This window comes from Nostoc sp. (assembly GCF_035638895.1).
Lineage (GTDB): Bacteria > Cyanobacteriota > Cyanobacteriia > Cyanobacteriales > Nostocaceae > Nostoc.
Genome location: NZ_DASQZC010000246.1, coordinates 1 through 23,581 on the forward strand (window position 1 = coordinate 1; position 23,581 = coordinate 23,581).

Sequence of the window (23,581 nt, forward strand, 5' to 3'; positions counted from 1 at the left end):
GCTAAAACTGTATTGTTGGATAAAACTGACAACTATTTCCGGGGATACGACCAGAAGAATGCTGACATCTATCTATACAATGAATGGGCGCGGGACATTGATAGCTATCTGGCAAGGAATGAATTGCCCAACTTGTCACTAGTACGTTTACCTCACGACCACTTTGGTAATTTCGGTAACGCCGTAGCTGGTTTGAATACTGTCCCACTGCAAATGGCTGATAATGATTATGCTGTTGGCTTGCTAGTGGAAAAAATCTCCAAGTCTCCTCTGTGGAAAGAGACTGCGATCGTTATTGTAGAAGATGATTGCCAAAATGGCCCTGACCATGTTGATAGTCATCGCTCAGTAGCCTATATTATTTCGCCTTACACTAAGCGAAAGGTCGTAGTCAGCACTAACTACAACACTGTTAGCCTGGTGCGGACAATGGAAGATTTACTGAACATTGGTTATTTAGCAATCACTGATGCCAATGCCAAACCAATGTCAGATGCATTCACTAGAGAACCAAACTTTACTCCCTATAAAGCTGTCGTTCCAGGTAACTTGTGCGCTGATCCTGTAGATCCCAAACTAGTACCAGCTTGCCAAGACAAGAATGTAGAAAAGACAGCAGCTATTCCCTCTCTGCATAACAAACAGTGGTGGGCGCAAGCAACCCAAGACTTCAACTTTGAAGTTGAAGACAAGTTAGATCCTGAGAAATTCAACCGTGTACTTTGGACTGGCATTCAAGGCGACAAAGTGCCTTATCCAACAGAGCGCAGCCATGACGACCTTCGCCAAAATCGCCCGCAGCTACTCGGTAAATTGAGTTTGAGTACAGATAACCTCTCTGCTCAAGCAAACTAATCAAATTCAGGCTTGATTTTCCCTAGCTCCTTTTTCAAGGAGCTAGGACATAGAGAATTAGGAATTATATCAAGCCTATTTACATAGTTTTCATGAGAATTACTTGCAGAAATTTATCTTGAGGGAAATTGATATGAAATTAGTCTCGCAATTAACGCTTGCTACTAGTTGTGCCTTAATTTTTGCTATTGTGGGAGCTAAATCAGTATCTGCCGCACTGATTAATTACGCTTTCACGGTCGATAGTTCTATAACTAAAGGAGAAGGTTTCTTTAGCTACGATGACTCAACTTTTAGTGAGGATAATATTCCGGTAGCAATAGTTAACTCACTAAATTTTCAATTCGACAACGACCCTAACATTTACACCGAAAAGGATGATACTGAATATCCAGGATATCCCATTGTATTTCCAACCACATTCTTAACAGGTATCGAATCTGTTGGATTACAATATGTCTTCCCCGATAAAGCTAATCCTTCAAGCTCTATCACATACGACATTAATGGATATGATTTTGCAATTACTTCTGCCGAGAATATCCAAATTGGCTCAGGTAAAGTTACTTACAGGCAAGTTCCTGAGCCTACAATCTTAGGTGGCAGTTTCATTGCTTGCAGCATTGGCTGGCTCATGACGAAAAAGTTAACATTAGACAAAAAGGTTAAAGCTTAACCTAAAGTTTAGTTTAACAAGGTAGGGAATATTCTCATTTGTAAAGCATATTCCCTAACTAAAAGACTGTATTGGAAAAACTAGCGAAATTATTTAAATTAACTTTCAAGAAACACATTCGTTAGGGTGAGAAATAAGAATAAGTTCCAAACCAAGAGCCTGACAGCCTCACTAAAGCTTAGAAACTAGATAAAGACTGATTTGAGCTAGTTTTTTCAGGATTTGAGCATTAAGCTGTTATGTATACAACTTGCACAATCAGGGCGGGCAAGATGCCCACCCCACAAGCATATTGAAAAAATATTAGTGCAAATTAAAGGCGCAACAGCTTAGCAATGTGTTTACAGTTCCACGCTAACAAATAGTCCAAGTCGTAGACCAACGCACCTCTGGTCACAATAGGCACATAGCCAAGCACCCAAGTTGGGTTGGATTTCCCACCATTCGGTCGAACGGAAAATGCGAATTTGGAAAGTAACCGTAAAGATACGAATTTGTATCCGACTTAGTAACCTATTCATAACCTCTCTATCATCGATAATCCGGTAGTCTAAATTGCTGACTGGAATGATGTGGGCAGAAGCTACTTGTCAAAAATGCATTCACGGATTTCAAAAATAATTGAGGATAAATATAATGACGACTAAACTTGGTTATTCAGTGTTACGACGCTTTAATACTACACATTTGCTGCGTAAAGTGTGTTTAGTCGCCCTGACTTTACCGTTCCTGGCATTTGCAACCACTAGTTTGGTGGTTGCCAGAGAGAAGGAGAACGCGAATGCGCCATACGAGATCGGACTTTGGGGGGATTTACCTTACTCGGACGCGCAGGAAGTTGGGGTAACAAGACTAATTGACGACATGAATTCGCAGAAACTTTCTTTCACCGTCCATAATGGCGATCTCAAAGCCGGTTCTAACAGCCTTTGCGATAACGCACTGTATGCCAAGGCACTCGGCTACTTCAACGCTCTGGACGCACCAGCAGCCTTCACACCAGGTGACAACGATTGGACAGACTGCGATCGCCCTTCAAATGGTGAATTTAATTCACTTGAACGCCTCGACTACGAGCGTCTAGTATTCTTCAACACGAAGTTTTCTCTAGGGCAGCGTCGGCTAGCCCAGGAAGTGCAGACTGCACAGATGTGCCTTGGTATTAACGGTGAAGTGCCCTGTCTTGAAAACCGTCGCTGGACAGTCGGCAGAGTTACTTATGCGACACTCAATATCCAAGGTTCGTGTAATAATTTATGCGACACTGCGCCTAACTCAAAGGAGTATACGGCCCGAAACGCAGCCAATATTGCATGGATGAAAGAAACCTTTAAAGCGGCAAAAGAGCGCAACTCGGCGGCGGTGATGTTGATTTCCCAAGCTAATCCAGGGTGGGATCAGACCGACCAAACCAGAGCGCCTTTGCGTGATCCAAAGACGCTCGTGCAAACCGATGGGCAGCCTGATGGCTTCAAGGACTTTTTATTAGTATTGCGCGATCAGGCGATCGCTTTCCGTAAGCCCATTGCATACGTACATGGCGACTCGCACTACTTCCGTATTGACAAGCCATTTCTAGATGTTCAAGGCAGACGTGTAGAGAACTTCACTCGTGTCGAGACATTTGGCAACAATGCGGCGAACGGCACCAACGATGTGCAATGGGTTAAGGTAAGCGTCGATCCCCGCAGCCGAGAGGTGTTTTCATATCAGCCACAGATTGTTCCTAGTAATCGAGTAGCGGTTCCGGCTCCGTAAGGACATCGCACCTGAATTTGTCCCCCTAATCAGTGGCAACTGGAACACTTTCTTTAATGGCGATTTGGCTTGGGACGGTCTTGGCACCATTCCTGATGACACCAAGGTAGCCCTAGATGATATCGTGGCTCAGGTACATGGTGAGAACAAAATTTTGCGTTTCTGGAATCTGCCTATTGATGCACCCAGTGTTTGGAAACCGCTCTATGATGCTAATGTTGACCTGATTAATACCGATAATCTCACTGGTTTATCTACATATATCCAATCGCGTCAAACACAGGCAGTACCAGAGCCATCGTTGAGTATCGCGCTCCTGGCTGTTTTGGGTACCTCGCTGCTGCTCAAACGTAAGTAAGTCGGCATAAAAAAACCAAACTATGTGAAGATAAGTAAATACGTAGAATGTATGTACTAAGGTCACTTGTATATGGGCGCGTAGTTTTTGGGTATTCCTCACTCGTGAGCAAGACCGCAGTTTGCTAAAACCCTGAGCCTACTTTATTAACCCAGATTTTTGCCAAGCTTACTTCTTTAGGACGTATTCATAACGTTTCTACAGGCGCTGAACCCTCGTAAATTGGCTACAGTATTGATTTATACAATATTATAGCCAAAATAAGAGTCTACAAAAATTAAAAAAGCCTTGCGAGAAACCTGGAAGGAATTTTTAGGACTGATTGTTTTTGCCCAGCTTCGGAGAAATGGGAGTTTGTACATCAACTCACCCTCGTAAATTGGCGAAAGTATTGTATGCATTGGGGTTTATGTACTGAGCCACTCAATTTAACGTTCATCGAGAGCGATCGCTCTCACAGTCAATACTCAGGCAATTCGTAAACGCTCAATATCCTTTATCGGTGGCGCACCAAACATACGGGAATACTCGCGGCTGAACTGAGAAGGACTCTCATAACCCACCTGGTACGCCGCATAGCTTGCATCTGCATTTTCAGCCAGCATTAGGCGACGGGCTTCCAATAGCCTCAACTGCTTTTGATATTGCAACGGACTCATTGAGGTCACTGCCTTAAAGTGCCGATGAAATGATGCGGAAGACATCCTCGCTTGCTTTGCCAAATCATCCATGATCAATGACTTTGTAAAGTCAGCTTTGATCTGTTTAATCACCTCGGCAATGCGCTGCATCTGACTGCCAGAGGTCGCAATCTGCCACACCGCTTCGCTCTGGTCGCCCATTAATAGACGGTAATAGATTTCGCGAATTATCATCGATGCCAGGAATGGAATATCCTCGGGCGTATCCAGAAGCCGTGTGAGTCGGGTGGCACAATCAATCAACGGAGCTTTTGCATCGCTGACGAACAAGCCTCTGACTGAACTTTCTTTTTGCTCTCGATGGTGCTGAATTTGGTCAATAATGTCCCAAAGCCCAGTCACGTCCAGACTTAGCTTAAAGCAGAGATACGGCTGATCCGCCGTTGCCTCGACAATATTTCCACTGAGCGGCAGATCAACCGTGACAACAATATATTGCGCCGCACCATAGTGATAGGTTTCCTGTCCTAATAAGGTTTCTTTTCTGCCTTGAAGAATAATGCAAAGCGTCGGTTCATACACCGTGCAGAGTTCTGTCGGAGCCGCAGATTCTCGCATAAATTCCAACTGAGCGATCGCCGTTGAATGGACACCGTTTCCTCTGCCATCCGTGTGGCGAGTCACTAATCTTGCCAATTCTTGACAAGTATCAATCGTGGTCTCGCGCTTTAGAAATTCATCTGCCATACCAGATCCTCGTCAACGTTTAGCGACGTATCGTGAGACATCCCTCTCATCGTTTTATTCCACCTATTATAGAGGATTCTTTTGAGTACCATCTTGCTGTTTGAGAAAATCAGGCAATAACTTGCAAGGTTTATGTATTCAGAACCTTCTTTCCAAAGCCTATGATGAACTCATACCATAAGAGCAATGAAAGGATAAGGCAATAAAGGAGAGCGATGCACAAAAGAACTGCCAGTTTTGACAGTAAAGGGTTAAAGTGTTCCGTTACCTTTTACACTCCAGATCGAGCCGCATCTGGTCAACGTTGTCCTGCCATTGTCATGGCGCATGGCATTATTGGGCGATCGCTGAACACTGAAATGTAGCCAGGATAGGCAACAAGCTCACCAACTTAACGGAGACAAAATGAGCAATGAATTAGGTTGTAACGAAAATCGTAATTGATCGAAGAAATGTCAATGTGAGAATTTATCAACTGAGATTGTCTATCGCACCAATGTCTTCGGGCTGTTGAATATGACCCGTGCGGTATTGCCCAGTATGCGCCAGCACCGCTCTGGACACATTATTAACCTATCGTCGATTGGGGGCTATCGCTCTACTCCAGGGTGGGGCATCTACTCCTCAACCAAGTTTGCAGTTGAAGGCATTACCGAAGCTCTGCATGATGAGTTAGCGCCTCTGGGCATCCATGCAACTGTGGTCGAGCCGGGATACTTCCGGACTAATTTTCTCGATGGCAGTTCACTCCAGCGCACTGCAATGGAAATCCCGGATTACGCGGACACGGTCGGTAAAGTTCGTAAAATCGCCTCTGACCTGAGCCATCAACAACCGGGAGACCCCACCAAGCTTGCTCAAGCGATGCTTCAACTTGCGAATGCTGATACTCCACCGCTTCGGTTGCCTCTCGGTACAGATACCCTGCAAGCTATTGCTGAAAAAAACGCTTACGTCGAGCAAGAAACGGCACAATGGCGCACTCTGGCTGCATCTACTGATTATACCGTTTCACTTTAAGTTTGATACAGAAATAGTACTTGACAGGAGGAAAGAATAAAAAACCAATAAGCAAGCCCTCTAAGGCTTGATAAAAACAGCGGGTGTAACATAACGTGCAATACTAAGCGTCTTTACCCCGATGTCGCATGATGTACAGTTGCATATTCAGCCTGCACACCCAGAAGTTCATTCAACCAGTTTTGAATTTGTGTATAGCGTTGAAATCCCCCTGATGGTTCTTCAAGTTGTTTCTCAAGGCTGGCTACAGCCCAATCTGGTATTATCCGCTTCGACCTAGACTCATCCCAAACTCCAAAATCCCTTTGATTCTTCCATCTCGATAGTGTGCTAACCATCTTTGTACTGTACCCTGATGTTTGCCTAGAATTTTGGCGATCGCACTTAAGTTGGTGCTTAACTCATGGATCTTGCGTGGTGTCATTTCAAGAAAGTTGCCAAACTGGTTCATTGAAGTTTGAATCTTTGAGCATAAAATTTGTCAGCTATGAACCTGTTGCAGTCACTCCGTCACTCTGGACAATCCATTTGGCTTGATGGGTTTGAGCGAAGTTGGGTGAGCAGTGATCAGTTGCAACAATCCATTGAAGATGATGGGTTAAGGGGTATACGATCAAACTTTAAAGCGTTGAACCTTGCCATCCAGGGACATGCGTACGATCGCGACTTCAACACGCTAGTACAACAAGGGATGAGCCGGAGCGCTCGATCAGATTATGAATATTTGCTTGTGCGAGACCTGCAATTAGCGGCTGATCGGTTGAAACAAGTTCATGCTCATACACAAGGACAAGATGGCTATGTTCAAGTCGATCTGCCGCCTGACACGTTATTTGAAGCTGAAACTGCGATCGCTACCGCTCAAAAAATCTGGCGGGCTGTAGGGTGGAGTAATTTATTGCTGAGAATCCCTGCGACTCGATTAATGCTGCCAGTGATAGAACAACTGCTGAAGGAAGGCGTGAACGTGAATGCTACGTTAGTGTTTTCTCTAAACGTATATAATCAGGTTTTTGACCGTTATTTCAGAGGATTAGAGAAGCAGATTCAGCTAGGAAAGTCCGTGAGTAACGGCGTTTGCTTTGTCAGTTTTGCCATTTATCGGTTGGATGCGGCGATTAATCCACTCATTGCTCACTCAGAGACATCTTTTGGCATGATGCAATCCAGGCTGCTTTATGAACACTATCAAATGCTCTATCAAAGTGAACGCTGGCGATCGCTCCATAAAGGGGCAAAGCCACTGCGATTAGTTTGGGATTGCACAGATATTCCGCCTGAATCTGCATGGCAATATTTTCAGATAGCAACTCCTGAAACCGTGATGATGCTGGAACCGTCAACGCTCGAAAGGTATCGTAAGGTTTCTCTGCTGCCTACAAGGCTGATTGATGATGAAAGCGATGAACAGATTCTCACAAGCGAAACAGAAACACTTTCCGATGAACAGATTGACCAACTCGTGAACGAGGAAATGGCGCGATCGCTTAACGCTTTTCAACAATTGCTAGACACAATTGAGTACAAGCGAAGGCGCGGAATCTGGCTGCCCATCGCCTCAATGGTCAATTGCCCCTAACGCTTTAAGAGTCGTTCTTTGAGCTACTGTCAACCCAGTTGCTCCTTGAATATTCATACCTTCATACAGGCGATTGACCGTCAACGTTTCGATACAGCATCCTGTTTGCACATCCCAAAGCTTGATTGTGCGATCGTCACTACCACTGAATAGGATTTGACCGTCACAGCTAAAGATAACTGACCGAACCCAACCGCTATGCTCATTGAGGATGTGGAGGCAATGCCCCGTTTGCAGATCCCACAGTCGAATGGTTTGATCAACACCGCCACTTGCCAAGGTATTACCTTGAGGACTGATAGCAACCGTCCAGACGGCTCCTATATGCCCCTGCAAAACTTTCAGACATGCTCCAGTTTGCACATCCCATAATCGAATAGTTTGGTCATGGCTGCTGCTTAAGAGTCGCCGACCACCCGAAGCAAATGCCAGTGCGAAGACTGCGCCCGTATGTCCCTGCAAAACCCTCGAACATTCTCCAGTTTGCACATCCCATACTCGAATGGTGAAATCAAAACTGCCACTTGCCAAATATTGACCGCCCCTTTCAAATGCGATCGCGCGAATACTGCTCTGGTGTCCGCTCAACACCTGCAAACATTGATGCGTTTGCACATCCCACAGTCGCACAGTGCAATCATAACTACTGCTTGCTAAAATTTGCCCCCCCGGACTGAACAACACTGACCAGATGGATGCGCTATGCGCCGACCATTGTTCGAGGTGTCCAGTTTGAATATTCCATAAAGCGATAGACTCATCATGTCGATTGATCGCCAGCGTTTGATTATCAGGACTAAAGCTGACGTTGCTGAATGATGAAATCTGACGCGTCGGGCTGGCAAACGTTTTGTGGGGTGGAAACTATGACAGATTGCCATCTGGTTGCAAACGCCACACTTGAATCATCTCATTCTGACCGCTACTGGCAAGTATTTTCCCATCCGATCTGAGGCTCAGGTCGTGAATCCCACCCGTGTATCCACGCAACGTTTTCAGGTTTCGTCCACTCTGTAAATGCCACAGCCGCACCGTCTGGTCTTCTCCTGTACTGACCAAGAATTGACTGTCGGCACTGATAGCCAGCCCATAAACATCGTGAGTATGACCCTCAAGTACATGAATGGATTGCCCGTCTTGCACATTCCAAAGGCGTAGAGTGCCATCACGACCACCGCTCACTAAGAGACGACCATCCGGGCTAAAGGCGATGCCCCAAACAAAATCGGCATGTCCATGCAGCAACTTGCCCAGGAATTTGCCAAAACAGCCGCAGAGCGCGATCAGCTTCGCTGCGCCGAAGGCGAGCGCAATGGTGGCAGCCGTCCTATCCATGAGATTGAGCAGTTACGTCAAAGCGGTTTACTCAATCTGGTGATTCCTACGATTTATAGGGGATTAGGGGAAACTTCCTGGGTGAAAATCTTTGGGTTGATCCGCGAGTTTGCCAAAGCTGATGGCTCTATCGGTCAACTGTTTGGCAATCACACCACGATTGTCAGCTCACTCTCAACCAGCAATCCAACACAAGTAGAACAACTCTACTTAGATACAGTGCAGCACAACTGGTTTTGGGCAAATGCAGCCAATGCGCTTGATCCAAGATTGGTGGCAACTCCGACTAAGCATGGCTGGCAGTTCGATGGTATTAAGCGATTTGCCACTGGAGCAAGCTTATCAGACAGGATGATTGTCAGTGCCTTAAGTGCTGATTCTAAACAGCCCGTAACGTAATTGCTGTTGTTCCTAGCGATCGCCCCGGCATTCGCTTTAATGAAGATTGGGACAACATGGGGCAACGCCAAACTGACTTAGGTAGCGTCACGTTTGAGCAAGTTTTGGTGACACCAGATGAAATTCTGACTTCTATTTATCCAAGTGACAGCCCGATCACCAGCCTACTCAATGTCTTCAAGCAACTCAACCAGGTCAACATTTATCTAGGCATTGTTCAAGGTGCGTTTGCAACTGCACGAGAATACACTACAACTAGAACTCGCCCTTGGATTACATCAGGGGTAGAACAGGCGATTCTAGACCCTTACATTCTGCATCATTACGGTGAATTTTGGATGGAGTTAGAAGCGGCAACTTTGCTTACTGATCGAGCAGCACAAGTACTACAAGCCGCCATCGAAAAAAGCATTAATTTAACAGCCCAAGAAAGAGGAGAAGCGGCAATCACTGTTTACACAGCAAAAGCATTCGTCACCAAAATTGGTTTAGCAATTACAACGCAAATGTTTGATGTGATGGGTGCAAGCGCCACAGCACAAAGTTATGGCATTGATCGCTACTGGCGAAACCTCCGTACAGCAACGCTCCATGATCCTGTGGACTACAAAATTCGGGAAGTCGGCAACTGGGCATTGACAGGCACAATGCCAACTATCACACCTTACTCTTGATGAAATGATCTTTGCTTCTCTGCACAGCGATCGCTCTTTGCGATGAACTTTATCGGCGATCGCTTCCATGAAACTGCATCAAAGACAATTGCCTGATCCATCCCGGCACTGTTCAATAGCTTTAAAAGCCGTAGTCCTTATTCCACAGGGCTTAGAGCTTTTCTTAGTACCATTTCCTTATGTCCTTTGCTGTGTGGCATTGAACGTTGATAGACCAGAAAGAAAGTACTCTTATTACTCTCTGGGTAAGAAGCTCCTCACAGTGTCTGGTAAATGTTTGACAATGAGTATGACGGGAGCAATCTCAGTGATAGAGGGCATGACAGCCCGTAGTCAAACTGGTGGATACACTGTGGAACGTTTTATATTTAATTGCACCTAGCTACTTAGGAAAATTTGGTTACAGAACCTATATTTTTGATACTAATTATAAGGCTATAGTATATCAAAGAAAGTTGTATATTTGCACTGTAGAAATAAAGACAAAATAAAAAATGATTGACTTCAGCCTCACTCAAGAACAGGAGATGTTGCAATCTCTTGCGCGTGACTTCGCTCAAAACGAGATTGGGCCTATTGTTCAGATAATTGAAGAATCTAACAATCCAGAGATAGAACCTTGGGATTTTTGCAAACACGTTTTCTATAAGGGAGCTGAATTAGGATTTACATCCTTGATGGTTCCAAAAGAGCTAGGAGGTGTAGGTGGAAGCTGCATAGACTTGGCTGTAGTGTTAGAAGAAATAGGCGCTGTTGATGTCAGCATTGCTTGTAGCTACTTTAATCTCACCGCAGCTATGTCACTGTTTGTTAGCAGAGCTGCAACCCAAGAACAGCAAAAAAGAATACTATCTTTTGTCAATTCTGGAGAACCCCATCTATTTAGTGCCGCAGAGAGTGAACCTAATGTCGCCACCTCAGATATGTTCTGCCCCTTGCCAGACTCGAATATTGGGATGAAGACCTTTGCAGCACGCGAGGGCAATGGATATATTCTCAATGGAACAAAATCCTCGTTAGTTACAAATGCTGGAATTGCGGATAGCTACTTCATCATTGCTCGTACAGCGATGGATAAACCATTGCACGAAAGTTTGTCTATTTTCTACGTTCCAACAGATACACCAGGGATTAAGTTTGGCAAAAAGACACAGATGATTGGTTGGAAAGCTTCTCATCATGCTGAGATTTATCTGGATAACGTGTTAGTCCCTGCGGAAAATCTGATTGGACAAGAAGGAGGAGCCGCAAAACTACTGATGTTGCTTCCAGAAGTAGCTATTGGGCTGGCAGCTTCTTATGTTGGTTTGGCTCGTGCTGCTTATGAGTATGCTTTGAATTATGCCAAGCAAAGAGTCAGTTGGGGTCGTCCGATTATCGAACATCAGGCAGTGGCTTTAAAATTAGCGGACATGATGATTAACACTCAAGCTGCACGACTGGTAGTATGGGATGCTGCCCATACAGCAGAAACTTCTCCCCAATTTGCTGCCACAATCAAAGCACCAGCCGCCAAGACCTTTGCAGTAGATGTTGCAATCAAAAACGCACAAACAGCAATTGAAATCCTTGGGGGTTATGGGGTAACAAAAGAGTGTTTGGCTGGCAAGTTTCTTGCCGATGCAACTATCGGGTATTCCTGTGACTTTACACGAGAAATCTTGCGTCTGGGGATAGTGAACTTTTTGTAATAGATTGAGGGGTAGCTAGTTACTTCCAATAGGGGGCGTGTCAGGACAATATCTTATACCTTACCTTGCCCCTTGGGTTTAAGAAAATGCTTTTTCGTTATATTTGTCAAGTTGAGCAACAAATAAACCTGACAGATGGGGATTTTAACTAATACCTTCAAAGGACCCTTAAATGAATTAAAAATTACAATTATTCAAAAACTGCAAAATATGTTGAGATGTAATTTCCGGTTGTTCAATTTGAGGCGTATGACCACAATTTTTAAGTTTTATTAATTGAGAATTGGCAATGGAACGCTGAAATTTTTCTGCATCTTCAGGTGGGAGCATGTCATCAGCTTCTCCCCATAAAATAAGTGTTGGTTTTTCAACTTTGGCAATTCTATCTGCCAAGTCGCTATAACCCCCGTTTTTTGTATAAGAAATCATGGCATCATGCCAACCAGGCATTTCTTGATGTAGCATGGCGCACTGAATAGCCAAAAGTATTTTGGTATCTAAATTAGGTAACTTATTACATACATTTAATGCCAAAATTTGGCGTTGACGTAGATATTCCACAGCTAAAAAGTCAAAAGGAGGAAACAAGTATTTGCTAAAGGGGGGAGCATTAGTGTAACCTAAACTATTAATCAATACTAGTGATTTTACAACTTGAGGGTAAGTGAGAGTAAAATCAATTGCAGTTGCACCTCCCATTGATGCACCTATTAGTATTATCGGTCTGTTGATTAAAGTTTTCCAAAAATCGTAAAGGTGAATTTTGATTGTAGTTGGACTGTAATTTATTTCTTTTTGCCTTTGTGTAAAACCAAAACCTAACAAATCTACTGCCCATGTTTCATTTTGAGTAGCAAGTAATGGCAATAGAAGACGGAACTCTAGGATGGAACTGTCAAAGCCGTGTAGCAGCAAAATTGGTGTGACTCCACTACCTTTGTGAATGTAGGCTGTGAAGATTGGGTGTTGGCTCAGGGAGGTTGTAAGGGCAATTCTCTCAATACTTTGGACAAAAGCGATCGCTTTTGGGTCTGTTAGTTGATTAACTTGTGATGGTAGAAAATTAGGAAACATTACTATTCACTCCAAACTAATTTTCCACAACCATTCTAGTGGATTAGATTGTTGCAATTGACTATCACTCCTGCCAAGCAAATTGCAAATAAAGAAGTAGCAATAGTAGACGGCGTTGCAGCACTTCTACAATTTACACTTGGTACGCACCCAAGGTTTTTCCTCAAATAGGTACTGGTACTATTTTAATAATCATGGCTACGGTTATTACTGAGTCACTTCAGTGTTGATGATCAATTAAAAAATTTAAATTATACAATTAACGTCCGGAAAACAAAGATGAAGTTAGGAAAAATAGGGAAGATATGATTGTAACTTTCTTTGATTGAGTTCATATAAAAGGCTTTCACAATGGTTACTACTCCTGTATACTATTTGCAAATTCTGGACAATCCGAATATTGAAATTTCCCAAGATGAGGTGCGATCGCTTTTAGGAGAAATAGAAGTACAACTGCATCGTAGCGGAGTTTATCGACGTGCTTTAGCGATTGTGCAGAAGTTAATAGGTTCAGAAACAGATCAGGCTCAAGATTTATTAAAAGCCGTAGGTAGAGAAGCGATCGGATTAGCATTTCGACAATTTGCCCAACAATCTCAAAAAGTTGAAACAGTTACAGATCCGAAGCAACCCACAGAAACAGTCAATTCTTCACCAGAGATGCAGCAGGAGCATTGCACTCTCCGCGAAGAACCCTCTAAAAATACAGCAGAAAATTCGCTGTGGAAAAAACCACTACAATTGCTGAATCATCAAAGAATTTCTCAAGCTGAACTTGCTGAACAAGCTGAACGAGCAACCCAACAACGCATGATGTGTCTACGTCAAATTGGGCAACAACTTCAAAAAACCCGTCAGTCCAAAGGGCTTTCTTTGGAACACATCCAGCTTTCCACTCATATCCGAACAGAGATGATAGAGGCATTAGAAAACGGCAACTGGAAAGAATTATCAGATGACATTTTTGTACGTGGATTTATCCGACGTTATGGAGATGCTTTAGGACTTAATGGTGTTGCTTTAGCTGCCTCTTTGCCATTCCTAGCAGCCATACCAGTAACTCAGCCCTTTTCGTATCAATCTAAAAAAGGAATGGGATGGGAAATTCGTCCGACGCATTTATATGTAGGTTATACAGCTCTTCTTGCTGGTGCAATGGGAGGATTAGCTTTGATATCCCAGCAACAAGCAAATACCAATATATCAATTGAGCAAGATAACTCTTCTTCTGTTTTACAATCGTTAAAACAACAATCCCCTATTGTTAAACCAGGGATTAAATCTACTAACACTGGTATGGCTGTCGGATCTGATATTTCCCCACCAGAAGGATTATATTAACGAACTGCACCTGCCTAATAACGGCTCTCGTGTGGGCTATGCCGCCAATTTTAACCGTTAAGCGGTATCTTTTGAATGTCTACAATGCCGTATAACGCACTGATATAGCCGTTTTCAGCCGCCTACACCCCCAAAATTGCCGTAATTTTTCTGTAGACAGTCGGAATTGAGGGGGCGACAACAATCGTTAAAGTACCATGAATATTTGTCTAAAAGTCTCAAGAAGGCTCGGACTAATTTTGAGAAAGACATGAAGCTTTATTCTATCCATCTTCATAGAGAATTGGTATGAGACTAAACTTAAACTCTGTGAGGTTGAACTGATAATTCAATGAGATTAGGTCTTTGATATTCAATCCGCACTTGCTTAACATCAGTTCCCTTAGACTCCCAAAACACGAGTTTTTCTACTTGTTGTAATCCAAAATTATCAAACTGTGCTAATTCTGAGTTTGATAATGGCCAAGGTGGGCCAGAGGGTTCAACTTCTGTGTCTCGAACATGAGTAATCAGCAACAGTGTTCCATTTAGAGCGATGACAGACGTAATTGAAGAAATCACTGAAGAACGCACATCCAACGGCAAAGATTGAATATTGCGGCATTCAAAAACAAAATCAAAGGCTTGATGCCATTGTGAGGGAATTGCTAACAAATCTGCAACTACATAGTTGACAGTTGAATCAGGAAATCGCTGCTGACACCAAGCGATCGCTGTCGGTGAAATATCAAAGGCGATTACTTCAAATCCCAGACTAGCTAAAGCTTCGGCATCGTCTCCCAAGCCACAACCAATTACTAGTACCTTTCGCTGTGAGGTAAATGGTTGATGATTCGTCAACCATTCTTGCAGATAAGGATGAGGAGCTAACTTAGCCCAAGGAATTTGTGCTGTGTCCCCTTTGGCTTTGGCATATAAAACTTCAAACCATGCCGAGGGATCTGATTTTTGTAACGCTTCTGTCGCTAACTGTTTAATAGAAAACTGTAAATTTTCCGGTTGTTGTTCCAACATAAAACTGATACCACTTTATTATGAACAGATAAGGAAATATCCTGAGATAAATCAGATGACCTAACTAAATCTGAAAACTAGCTATAAAAAATCAACATTCCAGAATTAAGGCAATCGCTACTCCAAAAGTATACAGTCACCTTTTGCTATTCCACTCATACTGCACAGAGGGCAACCGCTCAATACCTTCTCTACAGCCTTGTGCTGTGAATTTTCCTAGAAAATAACGTGGCTGGTTATGCAACGCCTTATGTCAAAGCTTGAAACCAAGATAACTATTCATGTTAACTGTTAGAGGAGCGCAATCTGCCAGGATGGATAGCTGAATCCTACTTGATTGCAAAGTTAGACGGGTCTTGATCTCGTCGATGCTTAGTAGGAATGGGGGCTGGCTGGCCATAACCAGCAAGGGCTGCGGTTTTCTCCAAGGATTCCCTCAATCGCTTGGCTGCGTAGATGGACATGTCTCGCGGTACATTAATGCGATCGCGCAGATATCGTAGAGCGACATCAGATCCCGATGGAGGTACACAGTCTTTACCTATCATCATGTGTGTTAAAGCACAACGTAGCGCTTGATCAAACAATTTATCATTTAAGGGGTTGACTCGGATAATATTGGTGCGGTGTTCGATAGTTCGTTGAAGAGCTTCCATACGGGAGTTTTCGGGTTCTGGATAAGTAACATCTGGTAGCCCAAACCAAGGACCATTATCCACCTGCGCTTTATTGAGAAGCATTTGGGTTTCGCCGTTTTCCCAACAGCCCCCCATCTGGGGCGGTAAATCATGTACGTGGGTATGAAAGTCGCTCTGGGTACCGCAGTAGGTCGGTCGGCTTTCCATTGCCGCAAACCATGCGCTCAAGCGAGGGTTTTCCGAACGCAGGGAATAGCCTTTGTAGTAGTAAAGGCTCGCATTCATCCGTTCGAGATATGGCGTAAAAATGACATCGACGATGCCGAAGCTATCTAGAAAGTAAGGGCTTGAGGTGCAAGCGAGAGCCTCCTCTACCCTAGCCACCACTTTGATAAATTGTTCTTGGTTGCGTTGTTCTTGTTGAGAAGAATCGGTTCTAGAGCACAGCCAAGCGCACCAGGCTCTAAATAAAAGTCGTTCTAATTGACGTAGAGGAAGCACCGTGAGGTCTTCCATCCCTTGGCTCAATGGGTCAAATACCTTTTCCAAAGCGATCAAAATATCATCGCTTTCCTTAATAATCCGCCCATCTAGCTCGATCGCGGGGAGCATTCCTGATGGTACCTTACGTTTGTACCAACTTTCTTTCTCCCCATAACAGAACATGGTTACTTTTTCGATGCGATAGGGGATCTGTTTTTCCTCTAGCCATAACCAAACTTTTTGACAGTAAGGACACCAGGCGTGGTTATCGCGGTATAACGTTACCCGCACATCAGATTCTGGTTGACCAAACAAGCGCAACCTGGCTCTAGCGTTGGTGAGACCATTAACGGTATCTATTTGATAGTCCGTGAGAGTTTCTAGTTCTTGCCAGCTTAAGGGTGCGGTAGTCATAGGGTGAATTGCGTAGGGCAATACTTAGGACAATTCTGTACTCTACCATCTGTGAGAGGTTAAAATCATTATATTTAACAACATCTTCAACAGCAATTTTAGGTTCTGTATTTATGTCAGAAATTTATGAAATTATCAGAACTAATAGTTCTAAGATAAATACAGCAATGCTATTAGTTGATCAGCAAATAATAGGCAACTCGATACTAAATTCAGTTCCCCAAGCTGGATCAGATATCACATTAATTCGACCATCATGGCTGTCGATAATTTGGTAACAAATTGATAATCCTAATCCTGTCCCTTTACCGACTGGCTTAGTGGTGAAGAAGGGATTAAATATCTGATTATGAATCTGGCTAGGGATTCCGCTACCGTTATCCTTGATGAAAATTGCAATGTAGCGATCGTTTAGTTTCTGTGTGCGAATCCAAATCCGACTAGGATCATTTTGCATTATTTCTTGCGATGACCTGTGATCGGTCGGAGAGCATCGCATTTGTTCAGCTTCTTCTAAAGCATCGATCGCATTATTCAGGAGATTCATAAACACCTGATTGAGTTGCCCAGGAGAACAACAAACCAAAGGCAATTCTGCATATTCCCTAATCACTTCAATACCAAAATGCCGTTTGCTAGGGTTGAGCCGACTTTGTAAAATCATCAATGCAGACTCTAAACCCTCATGAATATCAACCACCTTAAATGTTGCTTCATCTAATCGAGAGAAGTTTCGCAAAGATTTAACAATCTCGCTAATCCGCTCGGAACCTGTCTGCATTGACTGGAGTAATTGTTTGATATCCTGTTGAATAAAATCAAGATCCAGGGCTTCAATTTCTTGCTGAATTACTCGGCTTGGATTGGGATATTCTTGCTGATAGAGTTGAACCAGTTTTAGTAAATTATCATAGTATTCACTAGCATAAGTCAAATTTCCATGAATAAAGCTAATCGGATTGTTAATTTCATGGGCAATGCCTGCGACTAAATGTCCTAGCCCAGACATCTTTTCCGTTTGGACGACTTCTAGGGCATTTTGCAGTTTGAGCAAAGTTTGTCTTAAGGTTTCATTCGATTGTGCGAGTTCTACCTGAATGCGTTGGCGTTGTTGAATTTCTTTACTCAGTGCATGATTTTTTTGGTTAAGCACAACGAATTGATCGCTCGTCCGCTTTTCTAACCGCAGTAAATTAATGGCTGGGCTTTCTGGCGATCGCGGCTCGATCACAGATCCTTGGCTACGACAAGCAATTCCCTCTCCTTGGGCTTGTTGGATAGTTAAAACTCCCAAAATCATTTGACGACTTTGAGAGCAAGCTCGAAGATAGTCGATGACTTTCTGTGAAGAATCAGTAACAAACTCGGTAAGACATTGACCAATAAGTGCTTTACTGGTCTTATTAAAGAGCCTGGCAGCAGGCTGATTAACTGCTAAAATTTCACCTGCGCTAGTCACAAGAAGCAGAGCTTCTGGTAAAACCTGGGCAAACTTTAAAAATTGATCGGGTGTCATGATCTGAAGGTACTGAAGCAGGGATCTTTACCGTTTGAGGCTACTACTATGCTTTGAAGTATTCTTGTGCTACAAAGTCTAATACTTCGCTAGGTTTAAGATGAATGACGATTTTGCATTCTTGTGCGCCTCTAGCAATCGTTTCTTGTAACTCGACTCTAGCGTAGCCAAGGTTGTCGGCTGTGATTGCGCCAAATATATTAGATGTCATGACACACATGGCTTCACGCCCTTCTACCTGTTCTGCAAAGGGGCATTTGCGATTGCCTAAAACGATTTTCTCATCAGTTTCTTCAATCACGTAAAAGTCGCCTTGAATCCGGCGTTTCCAATCTATGAGGACGGCAGTTACCTGGCTACGAGAAAGATTTGACAGTTGCAAAGCGTTCTGGTATACCTGATTGACATGTTGACCTGTTCGATAGCCGACCACATTTAAAAAGCCTTCTGCCTGTTCAATCCCAACGACATCTTGTAGGGTTCCAGCCAATTCTCTAATCATTGTACGCAGAAACTGATCGCGTTCGATCGGTAATTCTAAGGATTCTATTTGTTCGTCGAGCGAAGATATATGAATCATGATGGTGTTATTTCCTAAATTTTTAGAGAGGGCAAGCATGAATGATACTTAGTTAAGCGAAAGTTAGTGACACACCAAAATTTTTTAATTAAGTACCGTCTTTACTAAGAATAGTTTTCCCTAATTGGCTACAAAACTAACTTAAACTTAGCAGTATGTACTTACTAACGACCATTTGAGGAGCGATCGCCAATCCTAACCCATTCCTTCATCAATATATTTAATAGTAAATAAATGCATTAATGCAATTCAGTAAAATATTTATAAGTACCTGCTTTAGAGGCTATAAAATACTTACGAAAAAACGAATCTACATTTCAAATATTAGTAATTTTTGCTGGTTATACTATAGAGATTATGCTTAGTTTGTGACCAATCCGGGTTAACCCTATTTTGCGACTTTAAGGAGAGGAAAATATAAATAAGGGATTACCAAAACTTCAGCAAGTTCAGGGGTGAGTTAGTGAACAGTAATAGATTTCATGTTTGATAACTGCAACGCCTTAGCTACTCGTTGACCGATGCCATTATCATTACGCAACTCATGACCAACCAATGCCGATGCCTACGGCGGGCGTTATCGTAGCGCCTGTCTGCGACACGCTGCGCGAACGGAGAGAAGCCATCGCCTCCGACGGGGCATAGTTCATTGCATTAAAATTCATCCTTTCTAGTTATCCTACCTTATTTTGAACTTAGGTAAAAAATTTCATAAACTTGGGAGGAAATATTTAAATTAAACAGTTTTTTAATCTGTTAAAAATAAATTATTAACATTAAGTATTTAAAATAGGCTAAACTGGGTATACAAGCTGGCAGGAGATTAGGAATCTGCAATCAATCTTAATCTATTGTTTAATAACATAAAGCACATGTAGATGAGTTTTATCATAAGATATCAAATGATGTTAAGGAGGCAAATATCATGCAAAAAGAATATATGGAAATTTTAGAAACATTAATTAATAAATTGACATTATCCGCAATATTAGAAATGCTAGAGCGAATATGTCACAAAAAAGCGGAAAATTTGAGAACTCATTGGCAAGATGAGACTTCAGCAAAGCTTTGGGATAAAGCTGCTAGACAGATAGAACAGATAAATGTTGATGTTTGATTAAAGAATAAAGCTCAGTAATAAAAGGGATTAATTACTAGGAAGATTTACAGTATTTTTAATGCATGAATTGTGTGCCTAATCTTTCTTATTTAAAGAATAGTTGAAACAGAGTCCGCGATGCCTATGACCAGCTACGCCTACACGCAGGGCAAATGCATTTTAAAATATAAACAAGATGTGCGTAGGTGTAGCCTGCCGTAGACATCCCTAACTATCAGCAAGCTTACAGGCTGATTACTCTGTTATCAATGGGTAATGAAAAATCACGAGACCATTCATTCCAAGAGCCAAAATAATTTCTAGCAGAAATTCCTGCCTCTTCAAGGGCTATTAATGTATTAGCAGCCCTTGAACCCTTAAAGCAGTAAATGTACACAATGGACTTTGAAGTAATACCTAGTGATTGACAAATTTCTCGGATTTCTTCTGGCGAGCGAAACGTAGGGATTTCTAATTCAGAATTCATCAGACGATGCCATTCTAACCATATTGCATTAGGGATTTTACCTTTGCGAGGACAAAAATCAGGATTATAGGGAGAAGAACTTAGCCCAAGCCATTCTGAACTGTCGCGCACATCTAATTTAATAATTGCTGGATTGTCAATTGCTTGCAACATCTCGGTAGTAGTCACCATTATGTCAGCGTTGGGATGCAATCTAAATATGCTGCTTTCACGCTTTAAAACTTCATCGGTAGTAGGTAATTCTGCCTTGAGCCATGCTCTATATCCTCCGTGTAAAATAGATACCTGAGCGCAACCCAAATACTTCAGCAAGAAAGCTGCTCGACAAGATTGACCATAACCTTTATTTAAAGCATCTTCATAAACAATTAACTGTTCTGAACCAGATATTCCTACTCTGCTCATAATTTCTGCAAAATACTCTTGCAGTTCCTTTAATCCTGTTGGGGAAGAATTCTCTAAAAGATAGGTGAAAAAATCTCTAATATTTATGGATTCAGGAATATGAGAAATAAAATAATCTTCTTGACTTCGCGTATCGATAATGACAGTCTGTGATGATTTTTTTGCTAACAGAGACGTGAGTTCTTGAGGAGAAATAAGGAGTTTTGCATTCACGGCTTCATGCTTCTGTTATTGTACCAGTAGGCATTATCGCCCTTGGTAGATTTGCTTTTTGGAATGCAAATTACAGAATAATGAATGTAGAATGTTACCAGATAACTTTTGGTACGTGTTGTTTGAATGTAATAATTCCGAATCCAGAATCCAGAATTTTGAATAAAGTTTATTTACAGTTACAGTGCGCTTCGTATTCAGTTTGTTGCAATCCGTAATCGTTTTTTCGATGACAATAAATTACTTATACAAAAAAGATAAGGGATTGCTCATATTTTCAGCAAAACCAAGAATACCGCGATCGCGATGTTCGTAAATTAATTTTCCTTGAGAATCAAATAGAAAACTTCCTCCCCGTTGTGTCAAATAAGATGAATCTGGTACATAAATATTCCAGTTGCTCAAAACTTCGGTCATATTCCGTAGACGCAGGGTTGCTAATTCAAAAGGACGCTGAAAGCCTTTTCCTCCAGCAGCTTTGAAAAATGAACCTTTTATTGGTGGTAAAGGTGTATTCCTGACAACCTCCTCATCAGCAATTAACTGAGGAGCATTATAATCACCTTTATAACCTCGAAAAACTTCCTTCAGAGTTCCTGGGCTAGCAATCCCAGCACACATTAGTATTAAATTCAGCCAAGCTTTTTGTGACGTTGATAGCATTGGGAATTGTATAGTCAAACCGCGATAAAGCCCCAAAAAAGCGTGAATTTCAGCTTTTGCATCCACAAACAACCATTCTTGAGGGAAGCCCGTATATTCACAAAACTTGCTTCCAGAATTGCGGTTTCCAATTCCAATAGCGCGAATTGTGATTCCTCTTGCTTCAATCTCTTCAAATTCTCTTCGCAGCCACCAAGCGTATTCTAAATTATCAAAATCTCCTAACTGCGACCAAATCAGCACGAGCAACTTTGAAGTATTTGAGCAGCCGTCTAAAACGGGTTTAATCTCTCCATCACTAACTCGCAAGCGTTGAGTTTGACTCAAAATCGAGTAAATATCTGGAGAATTGGTGCCTGTTTGAGTATTCATGTACGTGAGGCCAAAAGTATTTAATTCAATTATCCTGATATTAAGGAAGTAGTGTAAATTTAACCATGAACACAAGCATATGCAATGCCATCTCGCCAAAGCGATGAGATATTTTTTTAGTTGGAAGTCCCTTATTAGGCGACAAATCTATTGTATTTGCTAACAAGTAAGCATTTTTTGATAGAGTGATGTTTTGTCGAACGCTCTTCATCTCTATGTCGTCCCAGGTATCGCTCCCCCAATCGCTGCATTCAGACCTACCCTTAACGGCTCTTGCACCCATGCAGGATGTAACAAACCTCTGGTTTATGAAGGTGATTGCTCACTACGGCAGCCCTGACTACTTTTTCACCGAGTATTTCCGGGTGAATGATACCTCACGGCTCAATCGTAGCATTCTGGCAGCAATCACCGAAAATGACACGGGTCGCCCTGTTTTTGCTCAAATGATTGGCGAAAGCATTCCAGATTTAGTAAGAACAGCAAAAGAACTCTGCAACTATAATATCGCTGGAGTTGACTTGAACATGGGCTGTCCAGCACCTAGAATCTATCGTAAGAATGTTGGGGGTGGATTGCTGCTATTACCGGAAAAAGTGGATCGGATTTTGGGAGAACTGCGTTCTGCTGTGAACGATCGACCTTTGACAGTCAAGATGCGCTTAGGCTTTGAAAATACAGATAATTTTTACGAAATTCTAGATATGATCAATCGCCACAGCATTGATTTACTGAGTTTGCATGGTCGCACTGTGAAAGATATGTACCACGGAGCAGTGAAATATGATTTGATCGCTGAAGCGGTGAAACGGGTTGATTGTCCAGTGCTTGCCAATGGCAATATCCACTCTGCGACAAGTGCCCTTAAAGTGCTTTCTCAAACGGGCGCGGCGGGTGTAATGGTGGGACGCTGGGCGATCGGCAATCCTTGGCTTTTTAATCAAATTCGGCAGGCTTTGCGCTTCGAGACGATCACGCCCGTTCCTTTAGTAGAGGTACGCAACTATATTGATCGTTTATGGCAAACCCCCACCGCAGCAACTATGCCAGAGCGATCGCGCATAGGCTACCTAAAAATGTTTCTTAACTACATTGCCCTAAGTGTTGACACTGAAGGTGATTTCCTCCGGCTGATGCGACAGACCTCTACCGAGGTAGAAATGTTTAACCTCTGCGATCGTTTTCTCCTTACTGATTTGACCAAAACTTTAGCCCTAACACCCTTAAAGAGCGTGTAATATCGTGTCCGGTTAAAGACTTATCATTAAGAGCGCAAGGGGGCTATTAGCTGGGGGAAAAAGAGTTTTCAAGTTTTTGCACAGATGCCGGAATTATAACTAATCTGCCGGACATGATATAACTGTGGACAACAAATCTGAATGCGATCGCTCCAGATTGAATTACCGATTTTCCTCAACTGGTTGATAATTCGGCGTTGCATAGTTGCGGGATGATTTAGCAACTTCCAAAATTCTCCCCCTGCTTCCCTCAATTCATCCCACCGTTCTGCAACGCCGATAATTCTATTTCCAGCAGTTCTGGTCATTAG

General features: G+C 42.6%; 26 protein-coding genes. 13 read left to right on the plus strand and 13 right to left on the minus strand.

Annotation, left to right across the window (positions count from 1 at the left end; translation table 11 throughout):
* Both VE944_RS11765 and VE944_RS11770 read left to right on the plus strand, forming a co-directional pair.
* Positions 1-855 (plus strand): alkaline phosphatase family protein (locus VE944_RS11765; protein ID WP_475483623.1); only part of this gene is annotated, 855 nt, incomplete at its 5' end.
* Positions 856-988: 133 nt separating this feature from the next.
* Positions 989-1,531: a PEP-CTERM sorting domain-containing protein gene (locus VE944_RS11770; RefSeq protein ID WP_324976970.1), complete on the plus strand. Its 543-nt coding sequence runs from the start codon at positions 989-991 to the stop codon at positions 1,529-1,531.
* Between the two features lie 341 nt (positions 1,532-1,872).
* Here the strand turns inward: VE944_RS11770 and VE944_RS11775 are convergent, their stop codons facing one another.
* Positions 1,873-2,052, minus strand: a complete 180-nt coding sequence (locus VE944_RS11775; protein ID WP_324976974.1) for a hypothetical protein — start codon at positions 2,050-2,052, stop codon at positions 1,873-1,875.
* Between the two features lie 343 nt (positions 2,053-2,395).
* Here VE944_RS11775 and VE944_RS11780 point away from each other — a divergent pair, with 343 nt between their 5' ends.
* Together VE944_RS11780 and VE944_RS11785 are read left to right on the plus strand one after the other, a co-directional pair.
* Entirely contained in the window at positions 2,396-3,289 is an 894-nt protein-coding gene (locus VE944_RS11780) for a hypothetical protein (protein WP_324976978.1), read from the plus strand.
* A gap of 64 nt (positions 3,290-3,353) precedes the next feature.
* Positions 3,354-3,647, plus strand: coding sequence for a PEP-CTERM sorting domain-containing protein (locus tag VE944_RS11785; protein WP_324976981.1), 294 nt, complete (start codon positions 3,354-3,356; stop codon positions 3,645-3,647).
* Positions 3,648-4,114: 467 nt separating this feature from the next.
* Here the strand turns inward: VE944_RS11785 and VE944_RS11790 are convergent, their stop codons facing one another.
* Entirely contained in the window at positions 4,115-5,035 is a 921-nt protein-coding gene (locus tag VE944_RS11790; protein ID WP_324976984.1) for an AraC family transcriptional regulator, read from the minus strand.
* A 215-nt stretch (positions 5,036-5,250) separates the two neighbouring features.
* Here VE944_RS11790 and VE944_RS11795 point away from each other — a divergent pair, with 215 nt between their 5' ends.
* Both VE944_RS11795 and VE944_RS11800 read left to right on the plus strand, forming a co-directional pair.
* Positions 5,251-5,400 carry a Rieske (2Fe-2S) protein gene (locus VE944_RS11795; RefSeq protein WP_324976987.1) on the plus strand — a complete coding sequence of 50 codons (150 nt, stop codon included), beginning with the start codon at positions 5,251-5,253 and terminating at the stop codon, positions 5,398-5,400.
* A gap of 115 nt (positions 5,401-5,515) precedes the next feature.
* Positions 5,516-6,055: an SDR family NAD(P)-dependent oxidoreductase gene (locus VE944_RS11800; protein WP_324977083.1), complete on the plus strand. Its 540-nt coding sequence runs from the start codon at positions 5,516-5,518 to the stop codon at positions 6,053-6,055.
* Between the two features lie 262 nt (positions 6,056-6,317).
* On the opposite strand, the gene VE944_RS11805 is transcribed toward VE944_RS11800, so the two are convergent.
* Positions 6,318-6,506, minus strand: a complete 189-nt coding sequence (locus VE944_RS11805; protein WP_324976990.1) for a helix-turn-helix domain-containing protein — start codon at positions 6,504-6,506, stop codon at positions 6,318-6,320.
* Positions 6,507-6,542: 36 nt separating this feature from the next.
* Between VE944_RS11805 and VE944_RS11810 the strand changes: the two genes are divergently transcribed.
* The gene (locus VE944_RS11810; RefSeq protein WP_324976992.1) at positions 6,543-7,634 is read left to right on the plus strand and encodes a transaldolase family protein; all 1,092 of its coding nucleotides are present in this window, start codon (positions 6,543-6,545) and stop codon (positions 7,632-7,634) included.
* Here the strand turns inward: VE944_RS11810 and VE944_RS11815 are convergent.
* Positions 7,614-8,459: a WD40 repeat domain-containing protein gene (locus VE944_RS11815; protein ID WP_324977086.1), complete on the minus strand. Its 846-nt coding sequence runs from the start codon at positions 8,457-8,459 to the stop codon at positions 7,614-7,616. The two genes, VE944_RS11810 and VE944_RS11815, sit on opposite strands and share 21 nt — an antisense overlap.
* 39 nt (positions 8,460-8,498) lie before the next feature.
* Complete coding sequence (locus tag VE944_RS11820) at positions 8,499-8,879, minus strand: WD40 repeat domain-containing protein (protein ID WP_324976994.1); 381 nt, start codon at positions 8,877-8,879, stop codon at positions 8,499-8,501.
* Here VE944_RS11820 and VE944_RS11825 point away from each other — a divergent pair.
* From VE944_RS11825 to VE944_RS11835, 3 genes are all read left to right on the plus strand, one after another.
* Positions 8,871-9,368 (plus strand): acyl-CoA dehydrogenase family protein, encoded by a 498-nt coding sequence (locus VE944_RS11825; RefSeq protein ID WP_324976996.1) that lies wholly within the window; start codon positions 8,871-8,873, stop codon positions 9,366-9,368. The two genes, VE944_RS11820 and VE944_RS11825, sit on opposite strands and share 9 nt — an antisense overlap.
* A gap of 56 nt (positions 9,369-9,424) precedes the next feature.
* Positions 9,425-10,042, plus strand: coding sequence for an acyl-CoA dehydrogenase family protein (locus VE944_RS11830; protein ID WP_324977000.1), 618 nt, complete (start codon positions 9,425-9,427; stop codon positions 10,040-10,042).
* Between the two features lie 494 nt (positions 10,043-10,536).
* Positions 10,537-11,733, plus strand: a complete 1,197-nt coding sequence (locus VE944_RS11835; RefSeq protein ID WP_324977002.1) for an acyl-CoA dehydrogenase family protein — start codon at positions 10,537-10,539, stop codon at positions 11,731-11,733.
* A 177-nt stretch (positions 11,734-11,910) separates the two neighbouring features.
* Here VE944_RS11835 and VE944_RS11840 read toward each other — a convergent pair whose 3' ends face one another.
* Positions 11,911-12,807, minus strand: coding sequence for an alpha/beta fold hydrolase (locus VE944_RS11840; protein ID WP_324977006.1), 897 nt, complete (start codon positions 12,805-12,807; stop codon positions 11,911-11,913).
* 351 nt (positions 12,808-13,158) lie between these two features.
* Here VE944_RS11840 and VE944_RS11845 point away from each other — a divergent pair, with 351 nt between their 5' ends.
* On the plus strand, positions 13,159-14,148 hold the full coding sequence (locus VE944_RS11845) for a helix-turn-helix domain-containing protein (protein ID WP_324977009.1): 990 nt from the start codon (positions 13,159-13,161) through the stop codon (positions 14,146-14,148).
* Positions 14,149-14,448: 300 nt separating this feature from the next.
* On the opposite strand, the gene VE944_RS11850 is transcribed toward VE944_RS11845, so the two are convergent.
* The 4 genes from VE944_RS11850 to VE944_RS11865 form a co-directional block, all read right to left on the minus strand.
* Positions 14,449-15,162, minus strand: a complete 714-nt coding sequence (locus VE944_RS11850) for a class I SAM-dependent methyltransferase (RefSeq protein WP_324977012.1) — start codon at positions 15,160-15,162, stop codon at positions 14,449-14,451.
* A gap of 329 nt (positions 15,163-15,491) precedes the next feature.
* A complete protein-coding gene (locus VE944_RS11855; protein ID WP_324977015.1) occupies positions 15,492-16,697 on the minus strand; it encodes a glutathione S-transferase family protein in 1,206 nt (401 codons plus the stop codon).
* A gap of 181 nt (positions 16,698-16,878) precedes the next feature.
* Entirely contained in the window at positions 16,879-18,213 is a 1,335-nt protein-coding gene (locus VE944_RS11860) for an ATP-binding protein (protein WP_324977017.1), read from the minus strand.
* 46 nt (positions 18,214-18,259) lie between these two features.
* Positions 18,260-18,832: a methanogen output domain 1-containing protein gene (locus VE944_RS11865; protein ID WP_324977021.1), complete on the minus strand. Its 573-nt coding sequence runs from the start codon at positions 18,830-18,832 to the stop codon at positions 18,260-18,262.
* A gap of 886 nt (positions 18,833-19,718) precedes the next feature.
* On the opposite strand from VE944_RS11865, the gene VE944_RS11870 reads away from it, so the two are divergent.
* The gene (locus VE944_RS11870; RefSeq protein WP_109009697.1) at positions 19,719-19,910 is read left to right on the plus strand and encodes a hypothetical protein; all 192 of its coding nucleotides are present in this window, start codon (positions 19,719-19,721) and stop codon (positions 19,908-19,910) included.
* A gap of 226 nt (positions 19,911-20,136) precedes the next feature.
* On the opposite strand, the gene VE944_RS11875 is transcribed toward VE944_RS11870, so the two are convergent.
* Both VE944_RS11875 and VE944_RS11880 read right to left on the minus strand, forming a co-directional pair.
* Entirely contained in the window at positions 20,137-20,997 is an 861-nt protein-coding gene (locus VE944_RS11875; RefSeq protein WP_324977029.1) for a sulfurtransferase, read from the minus strand.
* Positions 20,998-21,237: 240 nt separating this feature from the next.
* Positions 21,238-22,032 carry a peroxiredoxin-like family protein gene (locus VE944_RS11880; protein ID WP_324977032.1) on the minus strand — a complete coding sequence of 265 codons (795 nt, stop codon included), beginning with the start codon at positions 22,030-22,032 and terminating at the stop codon, positions 21,238-21,240.
* 215 nt (positions 22,033-22,247) lie between these two features.
* Here VE944_RS11880 and VE944_RS11885 point away from each other — a divergent pair, with 215 nt between their 5' ends.
* Complete coding sequence (locus VE944_RS11885) at positions 22,248-23,270, plus strand: tRNA-dihydrouridine synthase family protein (protein WP_324977035.1); 1,023 nt, start codon at positions 22,248-22,250, stop codon at positions 23,268-23,270.
* 68 nt (positions 23,271-23,338) lie between these two features.
* On the opposite strand, the gene VE944_RS11890 is transcribed toward VE944_RS11885, so the two are convergent.
* Positions 23,339-23,578 (minus strand): hypothetical protein, encoded by a 240-nt coding sequence (locus VE944_RS11890; protein WP_324977038.1) that lies wholly within the window; start codon positions 23,576-23,578, stop codon positions 23,339-23,341.
* Positions 23,579-23,581: the final 3 nt, after the last annotated feature.